The sequence below is a fragment of the Mesorhizobium sp. M7A.F.Ca.ET.027.02.1.1 genome, from assembly GCF_004022985.1.
In the GTDB taxonomy this organism is placed as follows: domain Bacteria; phylum Pseudomonadota; class Alphaproteobacteria; order Rhizobiales; family Rhizobiaceae; genus Mesorhizobium.
In genome coordinates this window covers 40448-64258 of the sequence record NZ_RZOL01000002.1, presented here as the reverse complement: position 1 = coordinate 64258, position 23811 = coordinate 40448, and the positions used below count along the sequence as shown (strand labels likewise).

Below are 23811 nucleotides of genomic sequence, written 5' to 3'. Positions count from 1 at the left end.
CAGAGGTGAAATTGTATGTCAAACCCAAGACGCCGATCGTCAGGAAAGGGGATTACCGAGACTGCATCGGATATGTCCTCGCCGCTTCACCTAGCCGTGCTCAAACAGAGGCAATACTCCAGCGTGCCGTTGACTCAATCAGTTGGTCGATCACACCGTTTCCTACCGAACAGGAACAATCAGCGGCCTCTCATGTCTCCACACCTGCGCAGGCGCCCTCGGGTGAAGGGTGATCATCGCCGAACATTGGTGCAATCGGGCGGGAAAGCGAAGGCTCGGTGATGAGACATAAGCTCCCTCAGGAGGCGCGGGTGCTGCCGATTGTGTGCGGTTCGCCGATCCGCGGAAGCGGCCGGCCGGCGCGGCGAGGGATGTGTTCCATGCCCAGGTCAGTCAGGGTGGCAATTCGGCAGAGACAGCGCGACAGGCCGAACTTGATCATGCCGGCGAAGGGCTCGTAAGTGCCTTCGGAACTTTCGACGGCACCCTTCGGCGCAGATGGCGGAAGATCAGTGGAAACGGCCGCTTTCCCGGCCATATTCCGTCCGGAGGAAGACGAAGACTGGTGCTGCAACGCCTTCCAACTTCGTCCTGCACCCATTCTGGCCTCCCGACTAGAGCACGTCCCCGTGATCGATGAATCGATTGTGATGTGACGACGGCGTTTGGGGTAATTCAACATTCATCTCGATGGAGGTGCATTATGGGAAGTCTAGGCGCTGTTACACCGTTAGGTGCTCCCTTGTGTCTTCGCTATTGCGATGCCACATTGGGGAGCCCTATTGTGGCATGCAGTCCCCTTTCCTGCAGGGCCAACAATTCGCAGATATCGCCGCCCAATGAGGATTATTTGCCGAAATTTGTCGGAACGTGCAGAGCGCCGCAGAGGCGGAGATGGTCCATTCCTGCCGATCAAGTAGTTTCACTGTATCTCCGCTCCGCCAAATTCACAACGATCAGCGTGCTATTCTGCCTTTCCCACGCGAGCTCCGTCCGGTGAGATTAGCCCGCGTTATCAGGATCGCGTTGACAGGTTTGGCCGCTGCCCAATGAGGCGCCGACTGGTCGACCAGCGGCCGCCCTATGGTATCGGCGTATCACGCCTTGCTCAACCGCGAACTGCGACTCGGCGGTCAGCGGGGCATCTCAAGCGGGCGATCCGAAGAAGGGCTTGTCAGTTGATCCCAGACTGGAGTTGGCTAGCCTAAAACCTAAGCCTAGTCGCACGGCCGCCTGGGTGATGGTGCGTACGCCGAGCTTCTTCTTGGCATTGTCCAGATGGAAGGCGGCGGTCCGCGGCTTGATGCCCAATATGCAGGCGATCTCCCAGGCGGACTTGCCGCGCGCCGCCCATTGCAGGCACTCATATTCACGGGGCGTCAGCAAAACGCCGTCCACCGTCCTATTGCCGGATAGCTTATGGCGAACGTGAATGTGAAAACAGGTGGCCATGAGCTGAAGAGCTTGTTCATACCGTTCAGCGACCCGGAGAAACGCTGGATTGGGTTCATCAGCGGCAAAAGTAACTGCGGCAAAGCAGCCGCGGCGGTCAACAATCGGGATCGTCAAACCACAGCGGATGCTGAACTCGGCCGCTTCTTCGAACAGCGTCTGCTGAACCTGTGATGTCGCAAAGCCTCGCATATCCGATCCCCACCGAAACGGGCATCCGCCACACCGTGCACGAATAATGACCGGATCCACTTTCTGATACCGGTTTTGCAGGTAGTGCGCGGTCCAGCGACATGGATAGTTCGAGATCAGCCTGGGCTCGCCCGAACGTTGCGGCGGCAATGCCAAATAGGCGAAGGCGAGAAGCTCAAGTCCTGCGACCGCCCCAGCCATGGCTTCGCGAAAATCCGCCTCGTAGACGCTTTCCGACAGCTTTTCCAGGAACGTCTCAAATACAATTTGCATGTCCTTCGATATGCCTCGAAAACTCAATGCCTCAATTTCTCACTGCGCAAGGTCCGGACGTGTGGACGCGAGGGGCAGTCTCCCGACATGAGCGCAGCCGATCTCGCGGGATCGGCCAGCCTGCGACGAGCTCTGTACAAGACGCCGCGAGGTTCGCACGAACTTCGCGCCAATCGTCTTCGCGCCACTGCTGGACTCTTCGAACCGTGAACTCCGAGCCGCTTACTACTTGATGCGATGCACTTCGGCCGCGCGCCGGAAGATACCATGGGGGCAGCAGTGGCGTGGCAGAGATGTCGAAGCTCGATGTGCTATCCCGCGGGTCATCTCCTCAAGCCTTCAATCATAGATGCGCTGCAAGCACTCCTATCCAGCGCCTTGAACAACCTGCGCCCTACCGGTGGGAGGACACCGACAGGGCGCGCCGCGCTTAGGTCCTGGTCGCGTGATGATCTGCCGACGTCCGTGAGCGCTCGGAGTTGCCGCTGTTTGAGCCAACAGCCGCAGCATACAGAAGGGCGCCGTGCCAACGCGAGTGACGTGGACAGTCGCCTGCTGGGCCGACTGAAAGCCTCTCCCTGTGGATCGTCAAATTCCGACATCGCTCGCCTGCGCTTTGTGTTGGTTCTGAAACTAGGGGCTTCAGATGCCTATTGCCTCATAAGCGCCGGCGATCTGGCCAATCGACGCGACATATGCGGCCGTTCTGTAGTCGTTGAGTTCAGGCTGCTCCTCGAGGAGGTTTGCGATACGTGCCCACGTGCTGCGCATGACGTCCTCGAGGCCGGACCGAACTAGATCGATCTCGGCGCCCCCTTCAAGAAAGTCGTCGCGCATGTCGGCGGGAAACGTCTTGCCGGTCATTCGCTCAAGCGCCGTGGCAATTGTCTGGTTGCGTCGCTCCCGCCGCCGCCTCTCCATTAAGCCGAATGGAATGTGGGTCAGGTTCTTCACCCATTCGAAATAACTTACGACCACGCCGCCGGCATTGACATAGAGATCGGGAAGGATCGTGATCCCTTGGGAGCGAAGCATCTTGTCAGCTTCATAGGTGATCGGGCCGTTGGCCGCCTCGACGATGAGTTGCGTCTGGATGCGCTCAGCGTTGCCGACATGGATGGCTTCTTCCATGGCGGCAGGTATGAGAATATCGCACGGCCGTTCCAGGCCAGTCATATCGCCATCGAATGACTCTGCATCGGGAAAGCCGAGGATGCTGCCCGTCCGGAGCTGATGTCGCTTGAGCGCCTCGATGGGAAGGCCTTCCGGATGGGCGACGTAGCCATCGCGTTCGGAAACGACCGTGATCAATGCGCCATCATCCTCGGAAAGGAACTTGGCGGCATGATAGCCGACATTGCCAAAGCCCTGCACCGCCACAGATATCCACTTCAGGTCCCGGCCCTGCTTCAACCCGGCTGTGCGCGGATCCTGTAGATAGCTGCGAATGGCGAACTGCACACCTCTGCCAGTCGCTTCTGTGCGCCCGGCGATACCGCCCTTGGAGAGTGGCTTGCCGGTAACGCAGGCCCGCGCATTGATCACATCCATCGGATTGGCCCGGCGGAACTCGTCGACCATCCAGGCCATTTCCCTCTCGCTTGTGCCCACATCAGGAGCTGGCACGTTGAGCCCAGGACCGATTAGGCCGCGCTTGCTGAGCTCCTGGGTGAAACGGCGGGTAATGCGCTCGAGCTCCTGAGGAGTCCACTCACGCGGGTCGATCCTGAGTGCTCCTTTTGAGCCGCCAAACGGGACGTCGACCAGCGCGCATTTGAGGGTCATCAGCGCTGCGAGCGCCTCAACCTCCTCAGCATCCGCATCGGGCGTGAACCGGATGCCCCCTTTGACAGGCTCGCAATGCTCGCTGTGAACGGAGCGCCAGCCGACGAAGCTGTACATCCGGCCGCGCAGCCTGACACCAAACCGCACTGTGTATGTCGAGTTGCACTGAATGATCCGCTCGGCCAATCCCTCAGGCAGATCGAGGAACTCCATCGCATGGCGGAAATTCTGGTCAACGCTGTGCAGAAAGCTGGTGGGCGAGGAATGCAGCTGAACAGCAGCCCCCGGCCCCATCGCCACTTGCCCTTCGCCGGACCGGAGCTCTGGTACTGTCACCGAACCCAATTGAGAACTCCCTTACTTGGATCACTCGCCTTACCAAGTGCTCGCGGATGAGCGATTCCTGCGGTCGATGTCTCAGATTCTTTGGCCATCGCGGGTGAGTTCATCCATGACAACACGGACAGCGCTTTCGGCGATGGCGACGATCTCTTCGACCTCGGCTTTCGTTACTACGAGGGGCGGGGCAAAACCCAGAATGTCTCCGTGCGGCATCGCGCGAGCAATAAGACCACGGTCACGGGCTGCCTTGGATATTCGCGCGCCAACCTTGAGCATCGGATCGAAGCGCTTCCTATTGTTGCGATCGGCCACGAATTCGATCGCGCCCATAAGCCCGACCCCGCGCACTTCGCCAACGATCGGCAATTGCGAGAATTTCTCCTTCAGCTGGGCTTGGAAAAACGCGCCGACCTCGCTTGCGTTTCCCGCAAGGTCTTCCCTTTCGACGATATCGAGAACCGCATTTGCCGCCGCCGCGCCAATAGGGTGGCCGGAATAGGTGTAGCCGTGAGAGAATGCGCCGACGCGGTCCGCTCCGGCTTCAAGCACCTCATAGACCTTCTCTCCCACCATGGCGGCGGACAGCGGGAAATATGCGGATGTCAGCCCCTTCGCGATCGTGATGAGGTCAGGCTCGATGCCATAGTGCTGTGAACCGAACATGGAGCCGGTACGGCCGAAGCCAGTAATCACTTCGTCTGCAATCAAGAGGACATCATGCTTCCTGAGGACAGGTTGGATCGCCTCCCAATAGCCCGCAGGGGGCGGGGTAATGCCGCCCGTGCCCAAGACCGGCTCTCCAATGAATGCACCCACTGTATCTGGACCCTCGCGCTGGATGAGGTCATCCAGTTCGGCCGCGCGACGCTTGGAGAATTCCTGTTCCGTCTCCCCCGGCTGCGCTCCCCAGTAGAAGTGGGGAACCCCAGTATGGAGAATCCGCGGCAGGGGAAGGTCCATATGGTCATGATAAAAGCTCATGCCGGTCATTGAGCCGGAGATGACGCTACAGCCGTGGTAGCCGCGCTCGCGCGAGATGATCTTCTTCTTGTTTGGCTTGCCCCGAAGGTTGTTGTAGTACCAGACGAGCTTGGCCTGTGTCTCGTTGGCGTCCGAGCCGGACATCCCGTAGAAGATCTTGCTCATCTTGTTTGGCGCCATCTTCACGAGGCGGTCGGACAGAATCGCGAGTTCGTCCGTCGTGTGCGCGGCGTAGGAATGGTAATAGGCGAGACGATAAGCTTGACGAGAGATCGCCTCGGCGACTTCGGTCCGGCCATAGCCGACGTTCACGCAATAGAGACCGGCGAAGCCGTCGATCAGTTGGTTGCCATTCGCATCCTGGATGCGAATCCCTTTGCCTGTCTCGACGATGGTCGGATCGCCAAGCTTACCGGTGGCAAAATCCTTAAGTTGCGTGAATGGATGCAGGACGCTGTTCCTGTCCTTTTCGCCGATTTCCCCGATGTTGATCGTCATTGGACGCAATCCTCTCACGCTACAAGATTCCCGAAGCAGGTGTATTTGGGTTCCAGATACTCGGCGATGCCATGTTTGGAGCCTTCCCGGCCAAGACCGGACTGTTTCCACCCGCCAAACGGGATCGGCGCACCAGTGAATTTCGGCGTGTTGACCGCGACCATGCCGTATTCGAGCCGATCGGTGAGCCGCATCGCACGGTTGAGGTCTCGGGTGTAGACATAGGCCGCGAGGCCCATCTCGGAATTATTCGCGCGCTCGAGCACCTCCCCTTCGTCGTCAAAGGGCAAGATAGCAGCCACAGGCCCGAAGGTTTCTTCCCTGGCCACCCGCATGTCGTCAGTCACGTCGGCGAGCACCGTCGGTGTGACAAAGTTCCCGCCGAGAAAGTTGTCTTGTGCGCCGGTCACCATTCTGGCCCCCTCTGAGAGAGCCTCGGAGATCTGCTGCCTGCACTTTTCGGCACCAGACGCCTTGGTCATTGGACCGATGTCGACCCCCGGCTCCAACCCGTGCCCAACTTTCAGATCTCTGGTGGCCTGTGCGAATTTCTCCACAAACTGTTCATAGACTCTCCTCTGCACGTAGATTCTGTTCGCCGCCAGGCAGTCCTGGCCGGATGTGGCGAATTTGGCAGCCATGCAACCGGCGACCGCAGCTTCGATAGGTGCGTCGTCAAACAGGATGAAGGGAGCATTGCCTCCGAGTTCCAGCGAAGCCTTTTTTACGGTTTTCGCCGACTCCTGGAGCAGGAGGCGACCAACCTCGGTCGAGCCGGTAAAGGAGAACGCCCGCACCACGGTATGCTCCAACAAACGCCTGGCCAGCGGCGGCGCCTCACCAGTTACCACCTGGAACACGCCAACGGGGATGCCGGCTTCCTCGGCAAGGCGGGCGAGCGCCAGCGCCGATAAGGGCGTTTCTGGGGCCGGCTTGACGATCATGGGGCAGCCAGCGGCCAGCGCGGCTCCAGCTTTTCTGGTAATCATTGCCGAGGGAAAGTTCCATGGGGTGATAGCGACAGTCACTCCGATCGGCTGCATCTGCACGGCCAGCCGGCTCCCGGCGAGATGGCTGGGGATGGTTTCGCCGTAGGCCCGCTCACCCTCTGCGGCAAACCAGTCCAGAAAGCCAGCCGCATACGCAATCTCACCTCGAGCTTCCGCGATGGGCTTGCCTTGTTCGGCAGTCATGATCACGGCTAGATCTTCCGCGTTTTGACGCATACCGGTTGCCCACTTCCGCAGATATGCGCCACGTTCTGGGGGAAGCATGTCGCGCCACCGGAGGAACGCGGCTCTCGCGAAAAGAACCGCATCGTCCACATCCGACGCTTTGCAGGCGGCTACCTGGGCCAAGGCTTCGCCAGTTGCAGGATCCACTATCGCGAGGCTTTCAGATTTTGAGGCCCAAGTCCCATTGATATATGCACATTCTTGCAAAAGGTCCGGCCGTCTGAGCCTCTGCAGTGCAGTGGTTGCGGTGCCCCTCATCAATGACTCCAAGTGGATGATTTGATGCCTTCAAACTAGCTTTCCCAGAGCGTCGATTGACGGCAGAATTGCAGCGCTCAAGGCCGGTTTCCTGCAAACATCGCCTCAACGCTGCAGGATTGGGGAGTGACCGAACTATCTTATAGACGTTGCGCTTCTCTGCGCAGTCACGTCGACCGTGCGAACTGGACGGTGATGAACGGCTACAGCCGAGTCCGCTTGAGCCCGGAAAAGAGAAGCGGGCTCGGTTCACGAGCACCCGGCGCCCTTCACGACCACAGCACTGGACATGAAGAACGTCCTCCTGTCGCTGGAGGCTCGGGGATATCCGGCCACCGCACCGGTGGCGCCGATTGTGTGCGGCTCGCCGATCCGAGCAAGCGGCCAGCCGGCTCGGCGAAGGATGCGCTCCATGCGCAGATCGGTGACGGTGACAATTCGGCTGAGGCGGCGAGGCAGGTCGAACCCGATCATGCCGGCGAAGATGGCCACCGGGGTCTGAATACCATTTTTGATCAGACGTCGCTCAAATTGTAGACTGCACGATTATTCTTATGGAGGACCATGCGCGCCGCCTCTATCGCCTCGTCGAAGGCGAGACTTCCGCCTACGACATAGTCGGTCAACGCTTTCGCGAGATATCGCTTACCCCACCGTCCGGCGAGCCAGAACAATTCGGGAACGTGGTAGTTGTCGCTCGCAAACAGGATCTTTGAGAGCGGAACCGCCTCCATGACCTGCTTATACCTCTCGTAGAGGCTCTGGTGGACGAACGGGGTCATGATCGACAGCTCGAAATAGCAGTTCGGATACAGGTGGCTCAGCCATGCCGCCTTGCCGACCGAGGGATAGCCGGCGTGCAGCGGGATGATCTTCGGCATCCGCATCATGTTGTCCTTGTCGAACCGGACCACTTCCTCCAGGTAGAATGGGTCCTGATTGCGCAGGATCACCTCTGGCGCTTCGCCGTCGCCGGTGTGGATTTGCATCGGCATGTCCCGCTTAAGGCATTCCTCCAGCGTCATCGTGAACGTGTACCGCCGCAGGTCCTTCGAGACATTGAACGCCGCCTGCCGTTCCATGAACGGCAATTCCGCGTAGGATTTCCGCATCGCATTCCACGACTTTGCCGCAAGAGTCCGATCGTAAAGCGGTTCGATTAGGCCGATATACGGCAGCAGGTAAGACTTCATACCGACGGACTTCTTGCCGAGATTGCCCGTGCCATCCATGATGTCGAGAAGGCGTTCGAAGTAGAGACCCTCGAATTCGTCGAAAGAAATCTCCATGCTAAATAATTCGCGCTGGATCTCCTCGATGCGGGCAATCCTGTGGGTCCGGCAGGGAAGGATTGCCTCTTCGAATTTCTCGATGGCCGGCCGGCCGCAGCTTTCGTGGTAGCCGGTATCGAGCATGATGTTTTCCAGGTTGACGTCGCGGAAAAGGGCGTTGACGTAGGACCAATAATCCCGGCCACGGTCATTCCGTGCCTCGATGACGGCTTCGAATGTTGGTTCGCAATTCAGGAACTGTGCCAGCTCCTTTGTCAGGAATTTGATGAAAATGCTTTGGGACAGATGGTACGTCATCTCATCGACCTTGGCCTGGATTCCGTATGTCTTGTCAAGGTCGTGCCGGGTTGCCTCGTCACCGGTGAGCCAACGGTTATAGATCCCTGCGGGGAAGTAGTTAGGAAAAGGGTATCCGGCCAGCGAAATGCGCTCAAGATAGCGCTGGGGGGTAGTAATCGCATCGCGGTCGGTAACGAGGTGACAATGCGCGTCATCAAGCGGGAGCGCGTTGACCACATCGAAGATCTTGAAGAATTCAGGATCCTGCCTTCCACGGAACAGGGGTAGGTGACGCAGGTAAAGAGAAGTCGACGACGTCGTCTTCGCGGGACTTGCGGCCAGATCGCTCGACATCTCGGCGACAGGGTTGTTCATTTGATGTCATCTCCCTCTGTCAAGTTTACGGCCGCGTCGCGTACACATGCAGCCTCCAAATTTCGGCCAGAACATCCTGAGATGCATCTGGAAGGCGGCGGTTCAGTCCACCGACACTCGTCTCTGTGCCGCCCTCAGTTCCAAGGCCTCGTCGAGGGATGGCGCAGCGGCGAGAAGCTTGCGGGTGTAGTGTTCGCGGGGATGCTTCAGAACATCGCGCGGGAAACCCGCTTCGATGATCCTCCCCGCCCGCATAACCAAAACGCGGTCGGCAATGGCTGCCGCCAAGTAAATTTCATGTATGATTGAGAACATACGCCAACCCCCGCGATGCTCGAAGTTCCAGCATCAGCTATGATGATTTGGATATCAACTGATACGTCCAGCATGCTGACTGGCTCGTCGGCGACTTCCAATTCGGGCTCCATAGCGAGTGGATGAAAACTCTGCGGTTTTATGGATATGCTCGTTATTTGTTCTCCCTCATTGTTCCGGCAACTAGACTGGATGGGTTTGCACCAACCTTCACGCCGCCAGCATCGACGTCTCGACCAGCTTTACCCAGTAGCCGATGCCGTAAGGTATGGCTTCATCGTTGAAGTCAAAGGCAGGGTTATGTACGTCGGCAGTTGAGCCATTCCCAATATAAATGTAAGCTCCTGGCCTCGCCTCCAGCATATACGCGAAATCTTCCGCTCCCATTGTAGGTTTGAGCCGGTCTGTCACTGCATCGTGGCCCACAATGTCGCGCGCGGCCTTAATCGCCAGACTAGTTTCTTCCGGATGATTGACGGTGACGGGCTCCAGACGGTGGTACTTGAAGTCGATACCGCCGCCGAAGGCGCGCGCAATTCCGTTCGCGGACTCGGAGATCTGTCGTTGGGCAAAATCGCGCAGTGTGGGTGAGAGAGCTCTAACAGTCCCAGATATCTGAGCGTGTTCTGGAATGCTGTTATAGCCCTCCCCAGCGCGCAACTGGGTAACGGAGACGACGAGCGACTCGAGCGGGTCCGTGTTGCGCGAAACGACACATTGCAGCCCAACGATGATCTGCGCTGCAATAACGATGGGATCGATTATCCTTTGGGGATACGCCGCATGGCCGCCGCGGCCCTTCACAAAAATGTCGAACTCGTCAACCGAGGCCAACGCGAGGCCGGGGCAAATCCCGAATTTGCCTATCTCCATTCCCGGCGTGCAATGCATGCCATAAACCTTTGAGATGCTGAACCGGTCCATGATACCTTCCTGGACCATTCTGTGGCCGCCTATGCCCGCTTCTTCCGCGGGCTGAAAGATCAAGGCAACGGACCCCTTGAAGTTGCGAGTCTTCGCAAGGTATTTGGCGGCGCCCAGCAGCATCGCCGTATGACCATCGTGGCCGCATCCGTGCATCTTGCCGGGTATGGTCGACGACCAGGGTTTGTTCGAGTTTTCAAGTATTGGCAGGGCGTCCATGTCCGCCCTCAACCCAATCGTAGGTCCGTCTCCGCCTTCGCCCTGGATTAGCGCAACAATACCGGTCTCAGCGATCCCCGTCTCGATATGGTTGATACCGAAAGAGGCCAGCTTCTCGGCCACGAACCTAGCCGTGTTGTGTTCCTCATAGCCGAGTTCGGGGTTTTCGTGCAGGTAACGACGCCACTCGGTTACTTCATTCTGCAGTTCCCGGAAGGCCTTAATGCTGCTCATGTGAACGTGTCTCTGTTGGGATCGTCGTACTGTTTCATTGGCCGATGTTGCTAAAAAGCGACCTGCCAAGGGCGGCGCTCGCGAAACAAATTTACGCGAACTCCATTCAGGTGAGACTAGCTTGCGCGATTAGATTTGTATTGACACGTTCGGTCAGTTTCTTGACATATGCCGCCATATCGGCACTGAATGACCAATTGGCCGTGTTGGGTGAAGACGACCACAGTTTCGCTTAATTCACTTCCGCGAAAGCGTGGTAAGCGCTCAGGCAACGTCTGCCGCGAGCAATGCGCGACGCCGTCATCTCATTGCCATGCACCCGCTCCGTGGCAAGCACTTGGGCCTCGATCAGCGCACAAGCGAGCACCAACGTGCAGGCCTGCCTGGTCGGCCAGCGTCGACACGCCAGGTAAGGGCGGCCGGCGAAACCCCGCTCCCCCACTGACTAACTAGGCCCCAGAGGTAGTCCGCTCTCCCCTCCCCACCACTTGGCCTAACTGCCTGGACCGAGCCTCGCGACTTGCTGCTCCGGACTTGCCACTGCGAACTTCTTCCCGGGCTACTACGGTCATCATCACGAAACAACGTGCCGCACGTTGTCGTACTGACGTCTGTCGCGATCTTTTCCGTCGACGGACGTTTCGTGGCTCCCCGTTCTGTCGTCGACCATCGTCGCGATTTGGCCGCCACATCACCTCCGCACCGACCTGCTCGGCTGCGATACTCATTGGACGCCGGATCACTGCAAACTTTCGGCCCTTTTTGCAGGAATGGGGACTGGCTCCCGCGCTACGCTCTCCAATGCGGAATCAGCGAACAGCGAAGAAGTACCTAACGGCTGGAGGCCACAGGGTGCATGACCAAGTTGTTTGCAGCACAAACCAAAAACCGAACTCGTGGTTCGACGTGCCCGAAGCGCGAACCGGGGGAAAGGTCATCATGGTACCGGAGCTCACTTCATCGGCCGCAGGGTTAAGAGCAACGCTTTGCATGTATGCTAGCCAAATAGAGGCTTTGCGCCGTCTTAAGAGCAACTCGAGTAAGCAACACAGGCCTGTCAGGCGGCTGAAGCTGCTCATCAGAATGGGACTGCGGTAGTCAGTTCAGGTGGAAGATGATGATCGGCGCACCAGCGTTACATCGTGCCGAGGTATGCTGAGGACGTACAGCTGTAAGCCGAAGGGATTTGGCGATTGCAGGGCCCCTTCAATTCCTTGAGTTGACTTTGCGTGGCAGGACTGGTCGAGCACTCGATCTCACAGATAAAAGCCAAAGGCTAAGAGGAAATGAAAAAGACGGCAGGCGCAGATGCGAATTTAAGCTCGCCGCCAGCGCCACTTGCGCCCCTCAGAAACCGGACCTTTCGTTCGATCTGGCTGGCCACGCAGGTCTCCAGCCTTGGATGGCTTATGCAGACGGTTGCCATCAGCTGGCTGATGGCGACAATCTCGACTTCCGATCTGATGGTCGCGCTGGTACCGGCGTCATCGACGCTTCCCGCATTCCTTCTATCTGTCTTTGTCGGGGCCATCGCCGACAATTTCAACCGTCGCCGGGTCATGTTCGCCGGCCGGTGCATTATGGTCATAGCATCTGCAATGCTCACTGCGGCTGTGGCGCTGGGCTTTGTCGACCCTTGGATGATCCTCGGCTTCAGCTTCTTGATCGCATGCGGCGGCGCTCTCAACGATCCGGCCTGGCAAGCCTCGGTCGGCGATATCGTGGAGCGACGCGATGTTCCCGCTGCCGTTACCCTGCTTTCAGTCGGCTTCAACACTGTCCGGACAGTGGGCCCGGCGCTCGGCGGCATCGTGGTTGCCTCGTTCGGGCTGCTGACGGCCCTCGCCGTGACCACACTCACATACCTGGTACCTCTGGGGACCATATGGCGCTGCAAATGGAAGGTTCGCTCTTCGCCTCTGCCGCGCGAGCCGATGAGGACGGCGATCTACGACGGGGTGCGCTTCACGGCGATGTCTTCGGAAATCAAGGCGGCGATCGCGCGCGGAACTCTCTTTGGCCTGGCGAGTATCGCCATACTAGCGCTGCTGCCCCTGGTTGTCCGCGATCAGCTGGGAGGAGGACCGGTCGCCTTTGGCGCCCTCATGGCCGGCTTTGGGACAGGCGCTGTCATCGCCGGCATCTCCAATGGCATGTTAAGACGGATCTTGTCTCAAGAACGACTGATGACGCTCGCATGCGTCGCTTGCGCTGCATGCTCCCTTTCCCTTGCACTGACCTCCTCGATTGCCGTGGCCGCAATTGCGCTCGCCTTGGGCGGCGCGGGTTGGGTCACCGCCTGGTCCGGGGTTGGCGTAAGCGTGCAGTTGGCGAGCCCGCGCTGGGTCGTGGGTCGCACCATCTCGATCTATTATGCATTGATAGATGGCGGCATCGCGGCGGGCAGTTGGGTGTGGGGCACGGTGGCGCAGAACCACTCTCTGACCTGGGCGCTGGGGGGCTCTAGTGGTGCTCTGTTGCTCGTCGCTGCGGCCGGCGTACTGTTTCCTCTTCGCGAACGCCACGAATCCGAGCCCGATCCTTTGGAGCAATTCAACGCCCCGGCAGTCGCCCTCAATCTCAAGCCTAGAAGCGGTCCCATCGTCGTCAAGGTCGATTATCTGATCCCTGAGAAGAACGTTGAATTTTTCCTGGAACTCATGCGCGAACGCCGGCATGTACACACCCGCGTCGGGGCTCGGCACTGGACGCTCCAGCGCAACCTTCAGAAGCCTATGCAGTGGACGGAAACATTCCGCACGCCGACCTGGACCGACTACCTTCGCCTGAACCATCGTCTCACGGAAGCAGACAAGGAACTGGACAAACGTGTGCTCCAACTGCATGCGGGAGAGCTCCCACCTCAAATCACGCTTTGTATCGGCCGACCAACAACCCCCACTCGCAAGCCCGAGCAATCAGCAGCTTACTTTCTCCACCGTTGACTCTAGTCCTAGTCGTGAACGAAACGCCAATCTCCTCTGTGGAGCGCACCCCATTTTGACCGGACAGGCGGCATAGCCGATAAGGCATAGGCATGCGCCTATGAGGACGACTATGTCCAAGAGTTCCGATGAGCCGTTTCGGCGGGTCGAAGATATCACCTCGGTGCAGCGCCGCCGGCGCTCGTCCGTCGCCGAGAAGGTTCGGCTGGTGGAGGGAGCCATGCAGCCGGGCATAAGCGTTTCCTACGTGGCACGACCCGCCGGTATTTCCCCCTCCCAGCTCTTCGCCTGGAAACGCCGCATGCTCGAGGGCGGCCATGCCGCCGTTCAGGCCGACGAAGATGTTGTGGGCTCTTCCAGGTCCGCGAACTGGAGAAGCGGGTGCGCGATCTCGAGCGCATGCAGGGCAAAAAGACCATGGAAGCCGAGATTCTCAAGGAAGCCCTTGACCTCGCTCGCCCAAAAAAACGGTCGTCGCCGTTGCTGTCGTGGAGCGATCCCGAGGGCGATTTCCAACGAGCGCGATTGCCAGAACCTGGGCGTCTCCCGGTCGAATCTGATTGAGCGCAGCAGCAAGCCCTCCAAGCCGCGTGGGCCCTATCGCAAGCCCGAAGACGTCGCCCTGCTCGCCGAACTGCGCGATCATCGACCAGCGGCCCACCTATGGTTATCGCCGGTGCGGCATTGCTGAATCGGCAAAGGCGCAAAGATGGCAGGCCCATGGTCAATGCCAAGCGTGTCTCAGGGTCATGCAGCAGAACGGACTGACCCTTCAAAAGCATACAGCTCTGCGGCCCACCCGCACCCACGACGGTGTCGTTGTTGCCCTGCGTTCCAACATCCGCTGGTGCTCAGATCATCTGGGAATCCTGTGTGTTTGTTTTGCTGTAAGGTGGGCGCGGGAAGAAGGCCGTGGGAATCCTGGTCGTCGGGTCTTGCCCGACAGGCCGCGGCATGGCTCGGCTCCCTTCCCGCTTCGAAACCATCAACCTGAACAGTTGCACGAGGCTGCTGCACAGACCTCGCACCACAGGAAGAGGCACGGTGATGATACAGCATAACTACATCGGTTGCGACATCTCCAAGGACATGCTCGACATGTTCGATCCGTCGAGCCGCAGCTTCCGGCGGCTCGCCAACCAGGCCGGGCCGATCGCGGCGTTCGTGGCCGGGCTGGCGCCGGGCGCGATTTCGTCGTCTTCGAGGCGACCGGCGTCCACGACCGGCTGTTGCGCCACGCTCTGGCCGAGGCCGGCATCGACAGCGCCAGTCGCAACCCCGTCCGGATCCGCTGCTTCGCCGAGGCCGGCGGGCTTCTGGCCAAGACCGACAAGCTCGACGCCCGCCAGGACTGCACAGGTGGCCACGGCCCTCGGCATCGACCTACTCTACACCCCGGTTCGAAGCCCACAGAGCAACGGCATGTCCGAGGCCTTCGTCGAAAACCCTAAAAAGGGACTATGCCTCGATCGTCATCCTCCCAGACGCCGACACCATCCTGGCCTTGCTGCCCAAATGGATCGACGATTATTGTGAGGTCACCTCGCGAGTTCTTGCGCCTCAGTGCCTAAACCCAACCGCCGCATGTCCGGTGAAAATGGGGTCCACTCCACTCTGCTTTCTCCGCTTTCTCGCTGCGTCGACGGATGGCTAGACGTCATGTTCCAGGGCTGAGATCGGTGGCCCGCCCTTTCGTGCGATTAAGAGACGAGGGTTGCTCGGATGGGCCGAGCCGATCCTCACGCACGGAGGGCGAGCCATGGGAGAGTATAGCGAAGCGTTTGTCGCGTTTGATGTAGCCAAGAAGAAGCACGCGGTGGCGATCGCGGAGGGCGGCCGCACCGGCGAGGTCCGGTTTGTCGGCGAGGTCGAAAATAGTCCTGCAGCGATAGAGCGGACGATCAAGAAGCTGGGAAAGAAGTATGATCGACTGCACGTCTGCTTCGAGGCCGGGCCGACGGGTTACGGGTTGTGCCGGCAGGTTCGCGATCTTGGTCACGACTGCATGGTGGTTGCGCCGGCCCTGATCCCGAAGCGGTCGGGCGAGCGGATCAAGACGAACCGACGGGACGCGGTCACGCTGGCGCGGCTGCATCGGGCGGGCGAGCTGACTGGAGTGTGGGTGCCGGACGTCGTCCATGAGGCTGTCCGCGATCTGGTTCGGGCCCGGGAAACTGCAGGCGACGATCTGCGCCGTAAACGCCAGCAACTGCTCTCCTTCCTTCTGCGCCATGGCCGGATCTACGAGGGCGGCGGTCATTGGACATTGGCGCACCGGCGCTGGCTTGCCCGCCCGAGCTTCGAGCATATGGCGCAGCAGATTGTCTTCCAGGAGAAGATCGACGCGATCGAGGACGCCGCTCAGCGGCTACGCCGCCTGGACGAGCAGTTACGCACCATCGTGCCGACCTGGTCCATGGCACGGGTCGTCGAGGCCTATCAGGCGATGCGCGGCGCCTCGTTCCTGGTCGCAGTGATCTTCGCGGCCGAGATCGGCGATGTGCGCCGCTTCGATACGCCGCCGCAGTTGATGGCCTTCCTCGGCCTGGTTCCGGGAGAGCGCTCGACTGGCGATACGGTCCGCCGGTCGAGCCTTACGCTCGCCGGCAATCGACGCGCCCGCCGCGCCTTGGTCGAAGCGGCTTGGACTTACCGCTACCCCGCCAGGGTCAGCGAAGCGCTGAGGCTCCGGCTCGAGGGTCTGCCGAAGGCTGTCCGCGACATCGCCTGGAAGGCGCAAATCAGGCTCTGCACTCGCTATCGCCGCCTGTACGCCGCCGGCAAGAAGCCACCAGTGGTCGTGGCCGCGATCGCACGCGAGATGGCCGCCTTCTTGTGGGCTATCGGTCGGGAGGTCGCACCGTCATAGACAGGTCTCGACCCGACCCGCTGCACAGCGTTGGGGGTGGGGCCACGGTGGGGAACTCCCGTCGCTAGTTATGTGGCCGAGCCAACCCGCTCGACGCCCGCCCTCTAGACAGAGGACAGCCCCGAGACGAAGACACGGAAGGCGGTATCCAACCCGCGGATGAGAGTCTGATCAACCGTCGTCTCAGAGCTCCACCCCCAGCCCTGTGCAGCTTCAGCCGATCCGACTGCTTCGCCCACGCCGAGCAGACCATCCGTCTTGCGCTCAGCCTTGACAGGGAACATGAGAGACTAGGCGCTGGCGAAGTCGGTACTCCACCCGACAATCAGGCACCCGAGGACCAGCGCCGCCAAAACTGTCCGCGACTTAGTGAAACGACCGTCCGCGACTTAGCAGGATCTCTGTCCGGCTTTTGCGAAATTCGCACTGGATGGGCTTGCCGGGCGCGATGTAGTGCCACTCGACACGGTGATCGTGCTGCCACTGCAGGATCGCCCACGACGTCAGCTCGGTGCCGTTGTCGGAGACGATCATCAGGGGCGGGCCGCGCACCTCGACGCGGAGCATCGATTTCCCGCGCCACGCGCATTCCTGAGAGCGGCGTGTCGACCACGAAGGGCCAGGCTCTCGCGAGTGAAGTCGTCGACCACCGGCAGGACCCCGGAACCGCCGCCGGTCGGCCTGAATGTCCGATACCAAGCCGAGGCTCCAGCGCTGGTTCGGTCCCTGCGGCAGTGTCATGGGCGCTCGCTGCCCAGCGCCCGCTTGCGGCCGCCGCGCTTCTTCACCGTCAGCCGTTCCTCCCAATAGAGACGGAACAGCTTCTTGTGATTCAGCTCGGTTCCCTTTCGCCGCAGCAGGACATGCTGCCGCCGGTAGCCGAACCGGCGCCGCTCGAGTGCCAGTTCCTCAGCCGCACCCGCACGGCGGTGCCGTCCGGCCGTCGCGACGCGTAGCGGAAGGTCTTCGGATCGAGCCCGTCTAGGCCGTAGGCACGCCGCTGCGCGTAGCACTTCTTTTCGATCGCCCAAGTCAGTTTCCTGGTCCTGGGCGTCAGAACTTTCCCCCCCAACGCTTCCATCAGCGTCGCGACGTTTGGCATCGACCCCGCCAGGCCCCATGGGAGTCCTACGATTCACTACTCAGGCACGACGCTCGAGCGGGCCCAACCCTGCCCTAAAACCAGATCGCAATAATCTTTCATCTTGATTAGGTCACCACCCGTAGCGTTGCCGATCTCGTCAAGACGGTCGCCCAGCTTTTCGAGCTGCATCGTCCTCTTGCCTTTGTCTAAGGATATGTTCCGAATAATGGGAATTGGTTGAGCGCTCTTTAAATAAGTTCGCTGTTCACCAGCAATTGTCCTGCCCTTTGAAATATTTAAGTTCAATACAAGGCTTAATATGAGGTGCGGTGCCGTAAACCAGTCCCATGTGAGGCTGCCAAGGGAATAGGCTATAATCGCGGTACGGTGCGGATCCCCCTTGGGGCGATAATACTCAACAGGTTGAATGACGTGCGGATGAGTGCCTAAAATCAGATCAACACCCTCTTCTACCAGGGCGTGAGCCGCTTCGATCTGTCCAAGCAGAGGAAAAAACTCGAATTCCACTCCCCAATGGATGGACGCGATTATAAAATCACAATCCTGTTCTTTACAATCAGCGATCTGAGCTCGCAGCAAATCTAACTCTGTAGGTACATGTCGAGACATGAGTCTAGACACGTGAATTCGGAATTCATGCCCTGGAGGCAATGCAAATCCGTTAAGGCTGTATGTAGCGGAAACAAAACCAATTTTGATCCCATTTTTTGTGAGGGTCTTGCATTTGCCATACTCGGCTTTATTCCGCGGGGCGCCAATGGTAAGTATTCCATCGCTTTCTGCGATGTCCTGCGTGCGAGTAAGCTCGTCAACACCAAGGTCATTTGCGTGATTATTCGCCATATTAAGGACGTCGAAACGCGCAGTGTTATGAGACGTCAATGTACGGTACTGCTCAATTGTGCAGCACATGCGAAACGAAGTTATATCAGGCATTACTTCATTGACTTTGTGAGCATCGGCAACCACGGATTCATAGTTTGCAAAGGACACGTCTTTATCGAAGACGACATCTTTAATTTGCGAGAAAAGCTGATTGTTTGATGCTTCCAGGTCCGCGGCCTGAATAAGATCGCCACACGCAGCTAGACTGACGGCGGTCTCTTCAACCCAGCCAGTCGGCAATGATATGTCGCCAGCTTTCAACGACGATAACGCGTCTGAGACCTCTCGCGAGGTTTTCGTAATGGGATACCTACTAGTGTAAAACCAGTACTCAAGGCCGTTGCCCGTCCCCTCTGGCGTGCCGTTTGCCACCTGGTGTAAAGGAAACTCCCACGATCCGCGGACTTCAGCCCTACGTATAGCTTCGAGCGCCTGTTCGTTGGGCTGGAAGACCTCAATTGGATCAATTGGAAGCCGGATTGTCATGGTGGTTGCTCCGATTTGGGGGGTAATAATCGATCTCAGAGATTGGCAAACACACTCCTGCCCGCGTACGCTGTCTTCGAAGCGATGCCGGCTTGCTCGCGGGTCAGGCAGAGCGGCGGGGCAAGACCAAGAATGTCGCCCTGCGGCATGGCGCGGCCGATGACGCCGTTTGCGGCAAGTGCCGTTGCCACCTGCGGCCCGATCTTCTGCGAGGCGTCGAAGAACACCCGGTCGTCCCCGTCGGCGACGAACTCGACCGCCGCCAGCATGCCGTCACCGCGAACCTCGCCGACATTTTTGTGGCCACCGACGGCGTTGGCAAGCTCCACACGGGAATAAGCGCTGGTCTCGCGGGCATTTGTCACCAGTTCCATCTCGTCGATCAGTTCGAGATTGGCCACGTCCGCAGCGACGCAGATCGGATGCGCCGAATAGGTCCAGCCATGGCCGAGCGAGCCTAACTTGTCGGAGCCCTCAACCAGCACCTGCCGCATCTTATCGGCGACGATGACGCCCGGCAGCGGCGCATAGGCCGAGGTCAAGCCCTTGGCGATGGTGATCAGATCAGGCTTGATGCCGTAATGGTCGGAGCCGAACATGGTGCCCATTCACACAAAGGATGCGTCGTGAAGCGGTTGGTGCACCATGTAGTCGACCTCGCCGTTTGCGACAGCCAGATGAATTGTGGGATGATGCGCTATCTGAATCTTTTTAACCGGATAGCCGAGTGCCTCTCGGCCACGCTGTACAACCAGATGTTGGAACACGGAGTTCTCATCTTCGCCTTTTATCGGTCGGACGACTATGCCCTTTCCAGGGAGATCTTGAGCCGACGCGCTGGGTGCGCGGGCAAAGGTGAACAAAGCAACGGCGGTTGCCAACTTTTTCAGAACTGACGGGATCAATCGCAACTTACTCAACGATCTACTGTTTTTGCTCGGTTCGCCTCGCGGAACGAAGGGAGTGAGGATCGCGAGGGGCCGCGAATCCCCGTCCTGCGCCGCTAACACGTTGCGCGGCGCAAAACCATCATCGAAAGGGCAAGCATGATTGTCTGATTAGAGCCAGTCATCACGCCAAGACCTTCCAATCATTGCTCGGAACGCACGAGCGGCCTCATCGGTGCTCAACACAAAACATTCTTCAGAGAAGCGATCTGCGAAGGGCGCCGCTCGCAAGCCATTCCATGCGAACTCCGCCCATACTAGATCGCTCAATTAGGATCGCATTGACACATTAGGCCATTTTTTTGACATACGCCGCCATATCAGCACTTGATGATCTTGAGTTCCCACCTGGCGGTTGCCTTGCTTTGTGGGCAATGCTCCGTCGCTATCCAGCTCGCAAGCGCGGCTCGATCGGCCCGCTTCAACCGGCGAAAACCAAAGATGGCGCAAAATCTCGGCGCATGGCGCCGCCCTGGTAAAATCATATTGGCAGAAATCTACCTTGCTGACGCCAAACTCCTCGGCCAGATACGAAACCGGCTCGTCGGGAGCCTCAGCCCCCGCGGTTGCGAAATATCCTTACGCGGCGAAAAACTTCAGTTGAACCGCCAGTCCAAGCCTCGATCCGGCCGCCCTGACGGTCAAAAGTCGATGTCGGCAAAAGGGAGGCTCCACTCCTGTCGATCGCCTCGAGCGAAACACGCTAACCAATACATCCACTCCGTCTGCCAAGAGTGAATTCTCAAGAAGCCGCCATGCCAGTCAATCCGTGCCGCCAACGTTCCACAACTTGGCCAAAATCGCAGTTTCGGGCCGATCAGGCCTACCTAACTGCCATCAAGGAACCCGCGAACTTCAAGCGATTGCGCTCAGTAGGCGCGTGGCTCGGGTTGATGACGCGGCGCTATCAGTCAGGCGAAGTAGATTAATAACGGCTATATCTTTCGACGCGGAGACACCCATGTGCGTTCGCTTCTCTATAAAGCCGCGGTAGTGATCCTAACCCGCAGCCGGACCAACAGCGACTTGCGCAATTGGGGTATAAAGCTGCGCGAAAAGATCGGATTCAAACGCTCCGCGTTCGCTCACCCGCAAGCTCGCCGTCATCATGCATGCGATGCTCCGCTTCGGTGGGCCGATGTGGCGGCAATTGTCAAAAGAGTGGCCGAATATGTCAATGCGATCCCCATTGCGCGATCTAATATCTCCCCGATGGAGCTCGCGTGAAACTGGCTTCTGCATTCGTCCTCTCAATGCGATTGAGAGCAGCTGCGCTTGGCTAGGAGAGCACACGGTGTGGGATGCCCTCTGGCGCGGCTCGCGCGATAGCAGGCCCACTCCATCTGCAAGCTTTTCGATTAAATCAAGGGGAACAACTATGAACTATTATCAAGATGGTGTTAGCCGCAGAACCTTCCTTAAGACCACTTCAGTGTTCGGAGGGGGGATCGTCGCGGCTGGAATGCCCCTATCCAGCGCGATCTGGGCTGCGGAAGGAAAGGTCCTCACAGCTGCTTCAACCAACGATATTTCCAAGATGGATCCCCAATTCTACACTGCGGTCTCTGAAGTGAGCGTGATGGAGTGTCTCTATTCGAAGCTCACGCGATTCAAGCCGGGCTCCGAATGGGGCTGGGAGTTAGAAGCGGCCGAAAAACTGGAGCAGGTCGATCCAACCCATATCCGCTTTCGCCTAAAAAAAGGAATCAAATTCACTGGCGATTACGGCGAACTTACCGCCGGGGACGTAAAATTTTCCTTTGAGCGGGGGATCAAGCACAAATCGCCGGTCAAAGATAATTGGGGCTCGCTCGATCACGTCGAGATAGAAGATGACTATACTGGCGTAATCGTACTCAAGACCCCGTTCATGCCACTCTTTAACATCGCATTCCCTTATGCGGTAGGCCATATCGTATCCGAAGATGCGGTGATGAAGGCAACCAAGGACGGCGGCGATTTCGGCATGAATCCACCATCGTTCTCGGGACCGTATGTGCTTGCCGAATATAAGCCAAATCAGCATTTGCTATTGACCCGCAATCCGGATTGGGCGGGTTCGAAGCCAGGCTTTGACGAAATCCGCGTGGTCCTGATCGGCGACACCAAGACGGCAGAACGCGCCTATCAGGCAGGCGACATCGACTTCACTGGTATCACTCTGGATTCTCTGGCAAAGTTCAAGAGCAATCCGCCGGCCGACACCAAGATTGAGGAACATCCCTCACTGAACTACCACTGGATTGGCATGAATGTGGATCATCCAAAACTGAAGGACATCAACGTCCGCAAGGCGATTCAGTGGGCGATCAATGTGCCGCAGATCCTGGAAGCCGCATTTGCGGGACAGGCGGAGGTCGCAACGGGGACAATTCCTCCAGGTCTTCTGGGGCATCGTGACAAAGCGCTTGTCCCGCCGGAAGGCGATCTCGCGAAGGCCAAGGAGTTCTTAGAAAAGGCCGGTGTGAGCGAGCTGAACCTGACCATCGATTGCCTGAACGAGAGCCTTTTTTCGACTATAGCCCAGACTGTGCAAGCTCAATTGTCGCAGATTGGCATCACGGTCGAGATCAATGCTCAGGATGCCGGCTCGTTCTGGACGCTCGGCATGGAATCCGAAGGCGATCGCTGGAAGGACATGCAGCTCACTGTCATGTGGTTCAGCAATTTGCCGGACCCCTACTATGCGACGTCATCCTTCCTACAAAGTCGAGTGGGGGTCTGGAACTGGGAGCGATTCCGCAGCGAGCGCTTCGACGAGCTGAGCGCCAAGGGGGCCACGATGAGCGATCCGAACGAGCGGGCGAAGGTCTATCAAGAGATGCAGGATCTCATGGAGGAATCCGGTGCCTACCGGTTCCTTACTCATGGGGGCAACCCGGTCATGTATCGCACCACGCATACGCAGGCCGTAACTCGTCCTGACGGCTACCCGCTGTATGTAGATTTCAAGGCAGTTTAGCTCCAGGCAACGTAGCAATATGTGGCTGTATTTTGCCAAACGTACCATCCTCGCGGTCGCAATCATTGCGATCGCGGTGACGCTATTGTTCCTGATGATCATGGCAGTCCCCGGCGATCCTGCCGTGGTTATGCTCGGCCCGCGAGCGACGCTCGAAATGAAGGAGCAGCTTCATCAGCAGATGGGACTCGACAAGCCGCTCGTTGTGCAGATCGGTACGTTCTTCGGCGGGCTTCTCCGCGGCGATCTCGGCTTCGACGTATTCAGCCGTAGACCTGTTGCCGACATCGTCTTTGAGCAATTGCCATATACAATAGAACTGATCTTGGTATCGATCTTATGGGCGGTCGTGATAGCCGTGCCGCTCGGCTGCTTCTCGGCGATGCGGCGCAACACCCTGGTCGACCATGTGGTCGGCGTCGTGACAGTGGCCACGATCGCGATTCCTTCCTTCGTGATGGCAGTCTATGCGGTGCTGATTTTTGCCGTGAGCCTGCGCTGGTTGCCCGCGATCGGTGTCGGCAATGGATTCTGGGACGGACTCACTTATCTTGTCCTGCCAGCTTTTGCGATAGGGATTGGCTGGGTGGGCTACATCTCGCGACTAGTACGGGCATCCATGCTTGAGATTCTGGGGGAAAACCACGTGCGCACGGCTCGCTCCTTCGGGATCTCTGAATGGCGCATTGTTGCGCGCTATGCGCTGCCCCTCGCGATCTTGCCGACCGTAACCATCCTCGGGATAGGCGTCGCGTGGCTACTTTCGTCCGCTGTCTTTATCGAGGTTGTCTTTGCGAGACCTGGCATCGGGGCTTTGATTGTGAACGCCGTAAATACCCGCAACTATCCGGTTGTGATGGGCGTCGTGCTCGTTAGCACTGTAATTATTGTTACCGCCACGACGCTCTCAGATCTTGTCAACGCATTTCTCGATCCGAGAACCCGGGAAAAGCTCTGA

The 23811-nt window shown here is 58.6% G+C and carries 14 protein-coding genes and 7 pseudogenes; 9 read left to right on the top strand and 12 right to left on the bottom strand.

Annotated features, from left to right (window positions below; genetic code table 11):
* Positions 1-233, top strand: a pseudogene (locus EN749_RS00795) (hypothetical protein); the annotation flags it as partial.
* A 913-nt stretch (positions 234-1146) separates the two neighbouring features.
* On the opposite strand, the gene EN749_RS00785 reads toward EN749_RS00795, so the two are convergent.
* The 8 genes and pseudogenes from EN749_RS00785 to EN749_RS00750 all read right to left on the bottom strand — a co-directional run bounded on the left by EN749_RS00785 (position 1147) and on the right by EN749_RS00750 (position 10654).
* Complete coding sequence (locus EN749_RS00785; RefSeq protein ID WP_236379399.1) at positions 1147-1917, bottom strand: LuxR family transcriptional regulator; 771 nt, start codon at positions 1915-1917, stop codon at positions 1147-1149.
* A gap of 642 nt (positions 1918-2559) precedes the next feature.
* Positions 2560-3915, bottom strand: coding sequence for a Glu/Leu/Phe/Val dehydrogenase (locus EN749_RS00780; RefSeq protein WP_095521210.1), 1356 nt, complete (start codon positions 3913-3915; stop codon positions 2560-2562).
* A gap of 204 nt (positions 3916-4119) precedes the next feature.
* Complete coding sequence (locus EN749_RS00775; protein WP_128362397.1) at positions 4120-5523, bottom strand: aspartate aminotransferase family protein; 1404 nt, start codon at positions 5521-5523, stop codon at positions 4120-4122.
* A 14-nt stretch (positions 5524-5537) separates the two neighbouring features.
* A complete protein-coding gene (locus EN749_RS00770) occupies positions 5538-7016 on the bottom strand; it encodes an NAD-dependent succinate-semialdehyde dehydrogenase (RefSeq protein WP_095521208.1) in 1479 nt (492 codons plus the stop codon).
* A gap of 306 nt (positions 7017-7322) precedes the next feature.
* Positions 7323-7502, bottom strand: a pseudogene (locus tag EN749_RS00765) (acyl-homoserine-lactone synthase); the annotation flags it as partial.
* 29 nt (positions 7503-7531) lie between these two features.
* Entirely contained in the window at positions 7532-8962 is a 1431-nt protein-coding gene (locus EN749_RS00760; RefSeq protein ID WP_095521207.1) for an amidohydrolase family protein, read from the bottom strand.
* A gap of 102 nt (positions 8963-9064) precedes the next feature.
* Complete coding sequence (locus EN749_RS00755; RefSeq protein ID WP_128362396.1) at positions 9065-9250, bottom strand: hypothetical protein; 186 nt, start codon at positions 9248-9250, stop codon at positions 9065-9067.
* Between the two features lie 237 nt (positions 9251-9487).
* Complete coding sequence (locus EN749_RS00750) at positions 9488-10654, bottom strand: M20 aminoacylase family protein (RefSeq protein ID WP_095521205.1); 1167 nt, start codon at positions 10652-10654, stop codon at positions 9488-9490.
* 1286 nt (positions 10655-11940) lie between these two features.
* Here EN749_RS00750 and EN749_RS00745 point away from each other — a divergent pair.
* Both EN749_RS00745 and EN749_RS00740 read left to right on the top strand, forming a co-directional pair.
* Positions 11941-13599, top strand: coding sequence for an MFS transporter (locus EN749_RS00745; RefSeq protein ID WP_095521203.1), 1659 nt, complete (start codon positions 11941-11943; stop codon positions 13597-13599).
* A gap of 100 nt (positions 13600-13699) precedes the next feature.
* Positions 13700-14474 (top strand): annotated as a pseudogene (locus EN749_RS00740) (transposase); the annotation flags it as partial.
* A 186-nt stretch (positions 14475-14660) separates the two neighbouring features.
* Here the strand turns inward: EN749_RS00740 and EN749_RS00735 are convergent.
* Positions 14661-14978 carry a hypothetical protein gene (locus EN749_RS00735; protein WP_095521201.1) on the bottom strand — a complete coding sequence of 106 codons (318 nt, stop codon included), beginning with the start codon at positions 14976-14978 and terminating at the stop codon, positions 14661-14663.
* On the opposite strand from EN749_RS00735, the pseudogene EN749_RS38515 reads away from it, so the two are divergent.
* Both EN749_RS38515 and EN749_RS00730 read left to right on the top strand, forming a co-directional pair.
* Positions 14971-15253, top strand: a pseudogene (locus EN749_RS38515) (integrase core domain-containing protein); the annotation flags it as partial. The gene EN749_RS00735 and the pseudogene EN749_RS38515 sit on opposite strands and share 8 nt — an antisense overlap.
* A gap of 105 nt (positions 15254-15358) precedes the next feature.
* A complete protein-coding gene (locus EN749_RS00730; protein ID WP_095521200.1) occupies positions 15359-16468 on the top strand; it encodes an IS110 family transposase in 1110 nt (369 codons plus the stop codon).
* Positions 16469-16876: 408 nt separating this feature from the next.
* Here the strand turns inward: EN749_RS00730 and EN749_RS00725 are convergent.
* The 3 genes and pseudogenes from EN749_RS00725 to EN749_RS00715 form a co-directional block, all read right to left on the bottom strand.
* A pseudogene (locus EN749_RS00725) lies at positions 16877-17582 on the bottom strand (DDE-type integrase/transposase/recombinase); the annotation flags it as partial.
* Positions 17583-17606: 24 nt separating this feature from the next.
* Positions 17607-18944: a CapA family protein gene (locus tag EN749_RS00720; RefSeq protein WP_128362394.1), complete on the bottom strand. Its 1338-nt coding sequence runs from the start codon at positions 18942-18944 to the stop codon at positions 17607-17609.
* A 35-nt stretch (positions 18945-18979) separates the two neighbouring features.
* Positions 18980-19552: pseudogene (locus EN749_RS00715) on the bottom strand (aminotransferase class III-fold pyridoxal phosphate-dependent enzyme); the annotation flags it as partial.
* A gap of 18 nt (positions 19553-19570) precedes the next feature.
* Between EN749_RS00715 and EN749_RS00710 the strand changes: the two are divergent.
* From EN749_RS00710 to EN749_RS00695, 4 genes and pseudogenes are all read left to right on the top strand, one after another.
* Entirely contained in the window at positions 19571-19840 is a 270-nt protein-coding gene (locus tag EN749_RS00710) for a hypothetical protein (protein ID WP_095521197.1), read from the top strand.
* Positions 19841-20712: 872 nt separating this feature from the next.
* Positions 20713-21023: pseudogene (locus EN749_RS00705) on the top strand (transposase); the annotation flags it as partial.
* Positions 21024-21269: 246 nt separating this feature from the next.
* Positions 21270-22853 carry an ABC transporter substrate-binding protein gene (locus tag EN749_RS00700; protein WP_095521274.1) on the top strand — a complete coding sequence of 528 codons (1584 nt, stop codon included), beginning with the start codon at positions 21270-21272 and terminating at the stop codon, positions 22851-22853.
* A gap of 19 nt (positions 22854-22872) precedes the next feature.
* Positions 22873-23811 (top strand): ABC transporter permease, encoded by a 939-nt coding sequence (locus EN749_RS00695; RefSeq protein ID WP_095521196.1) that lies wholly within the window; start codon positions 22873-22875, stop codon positions 23809-23811.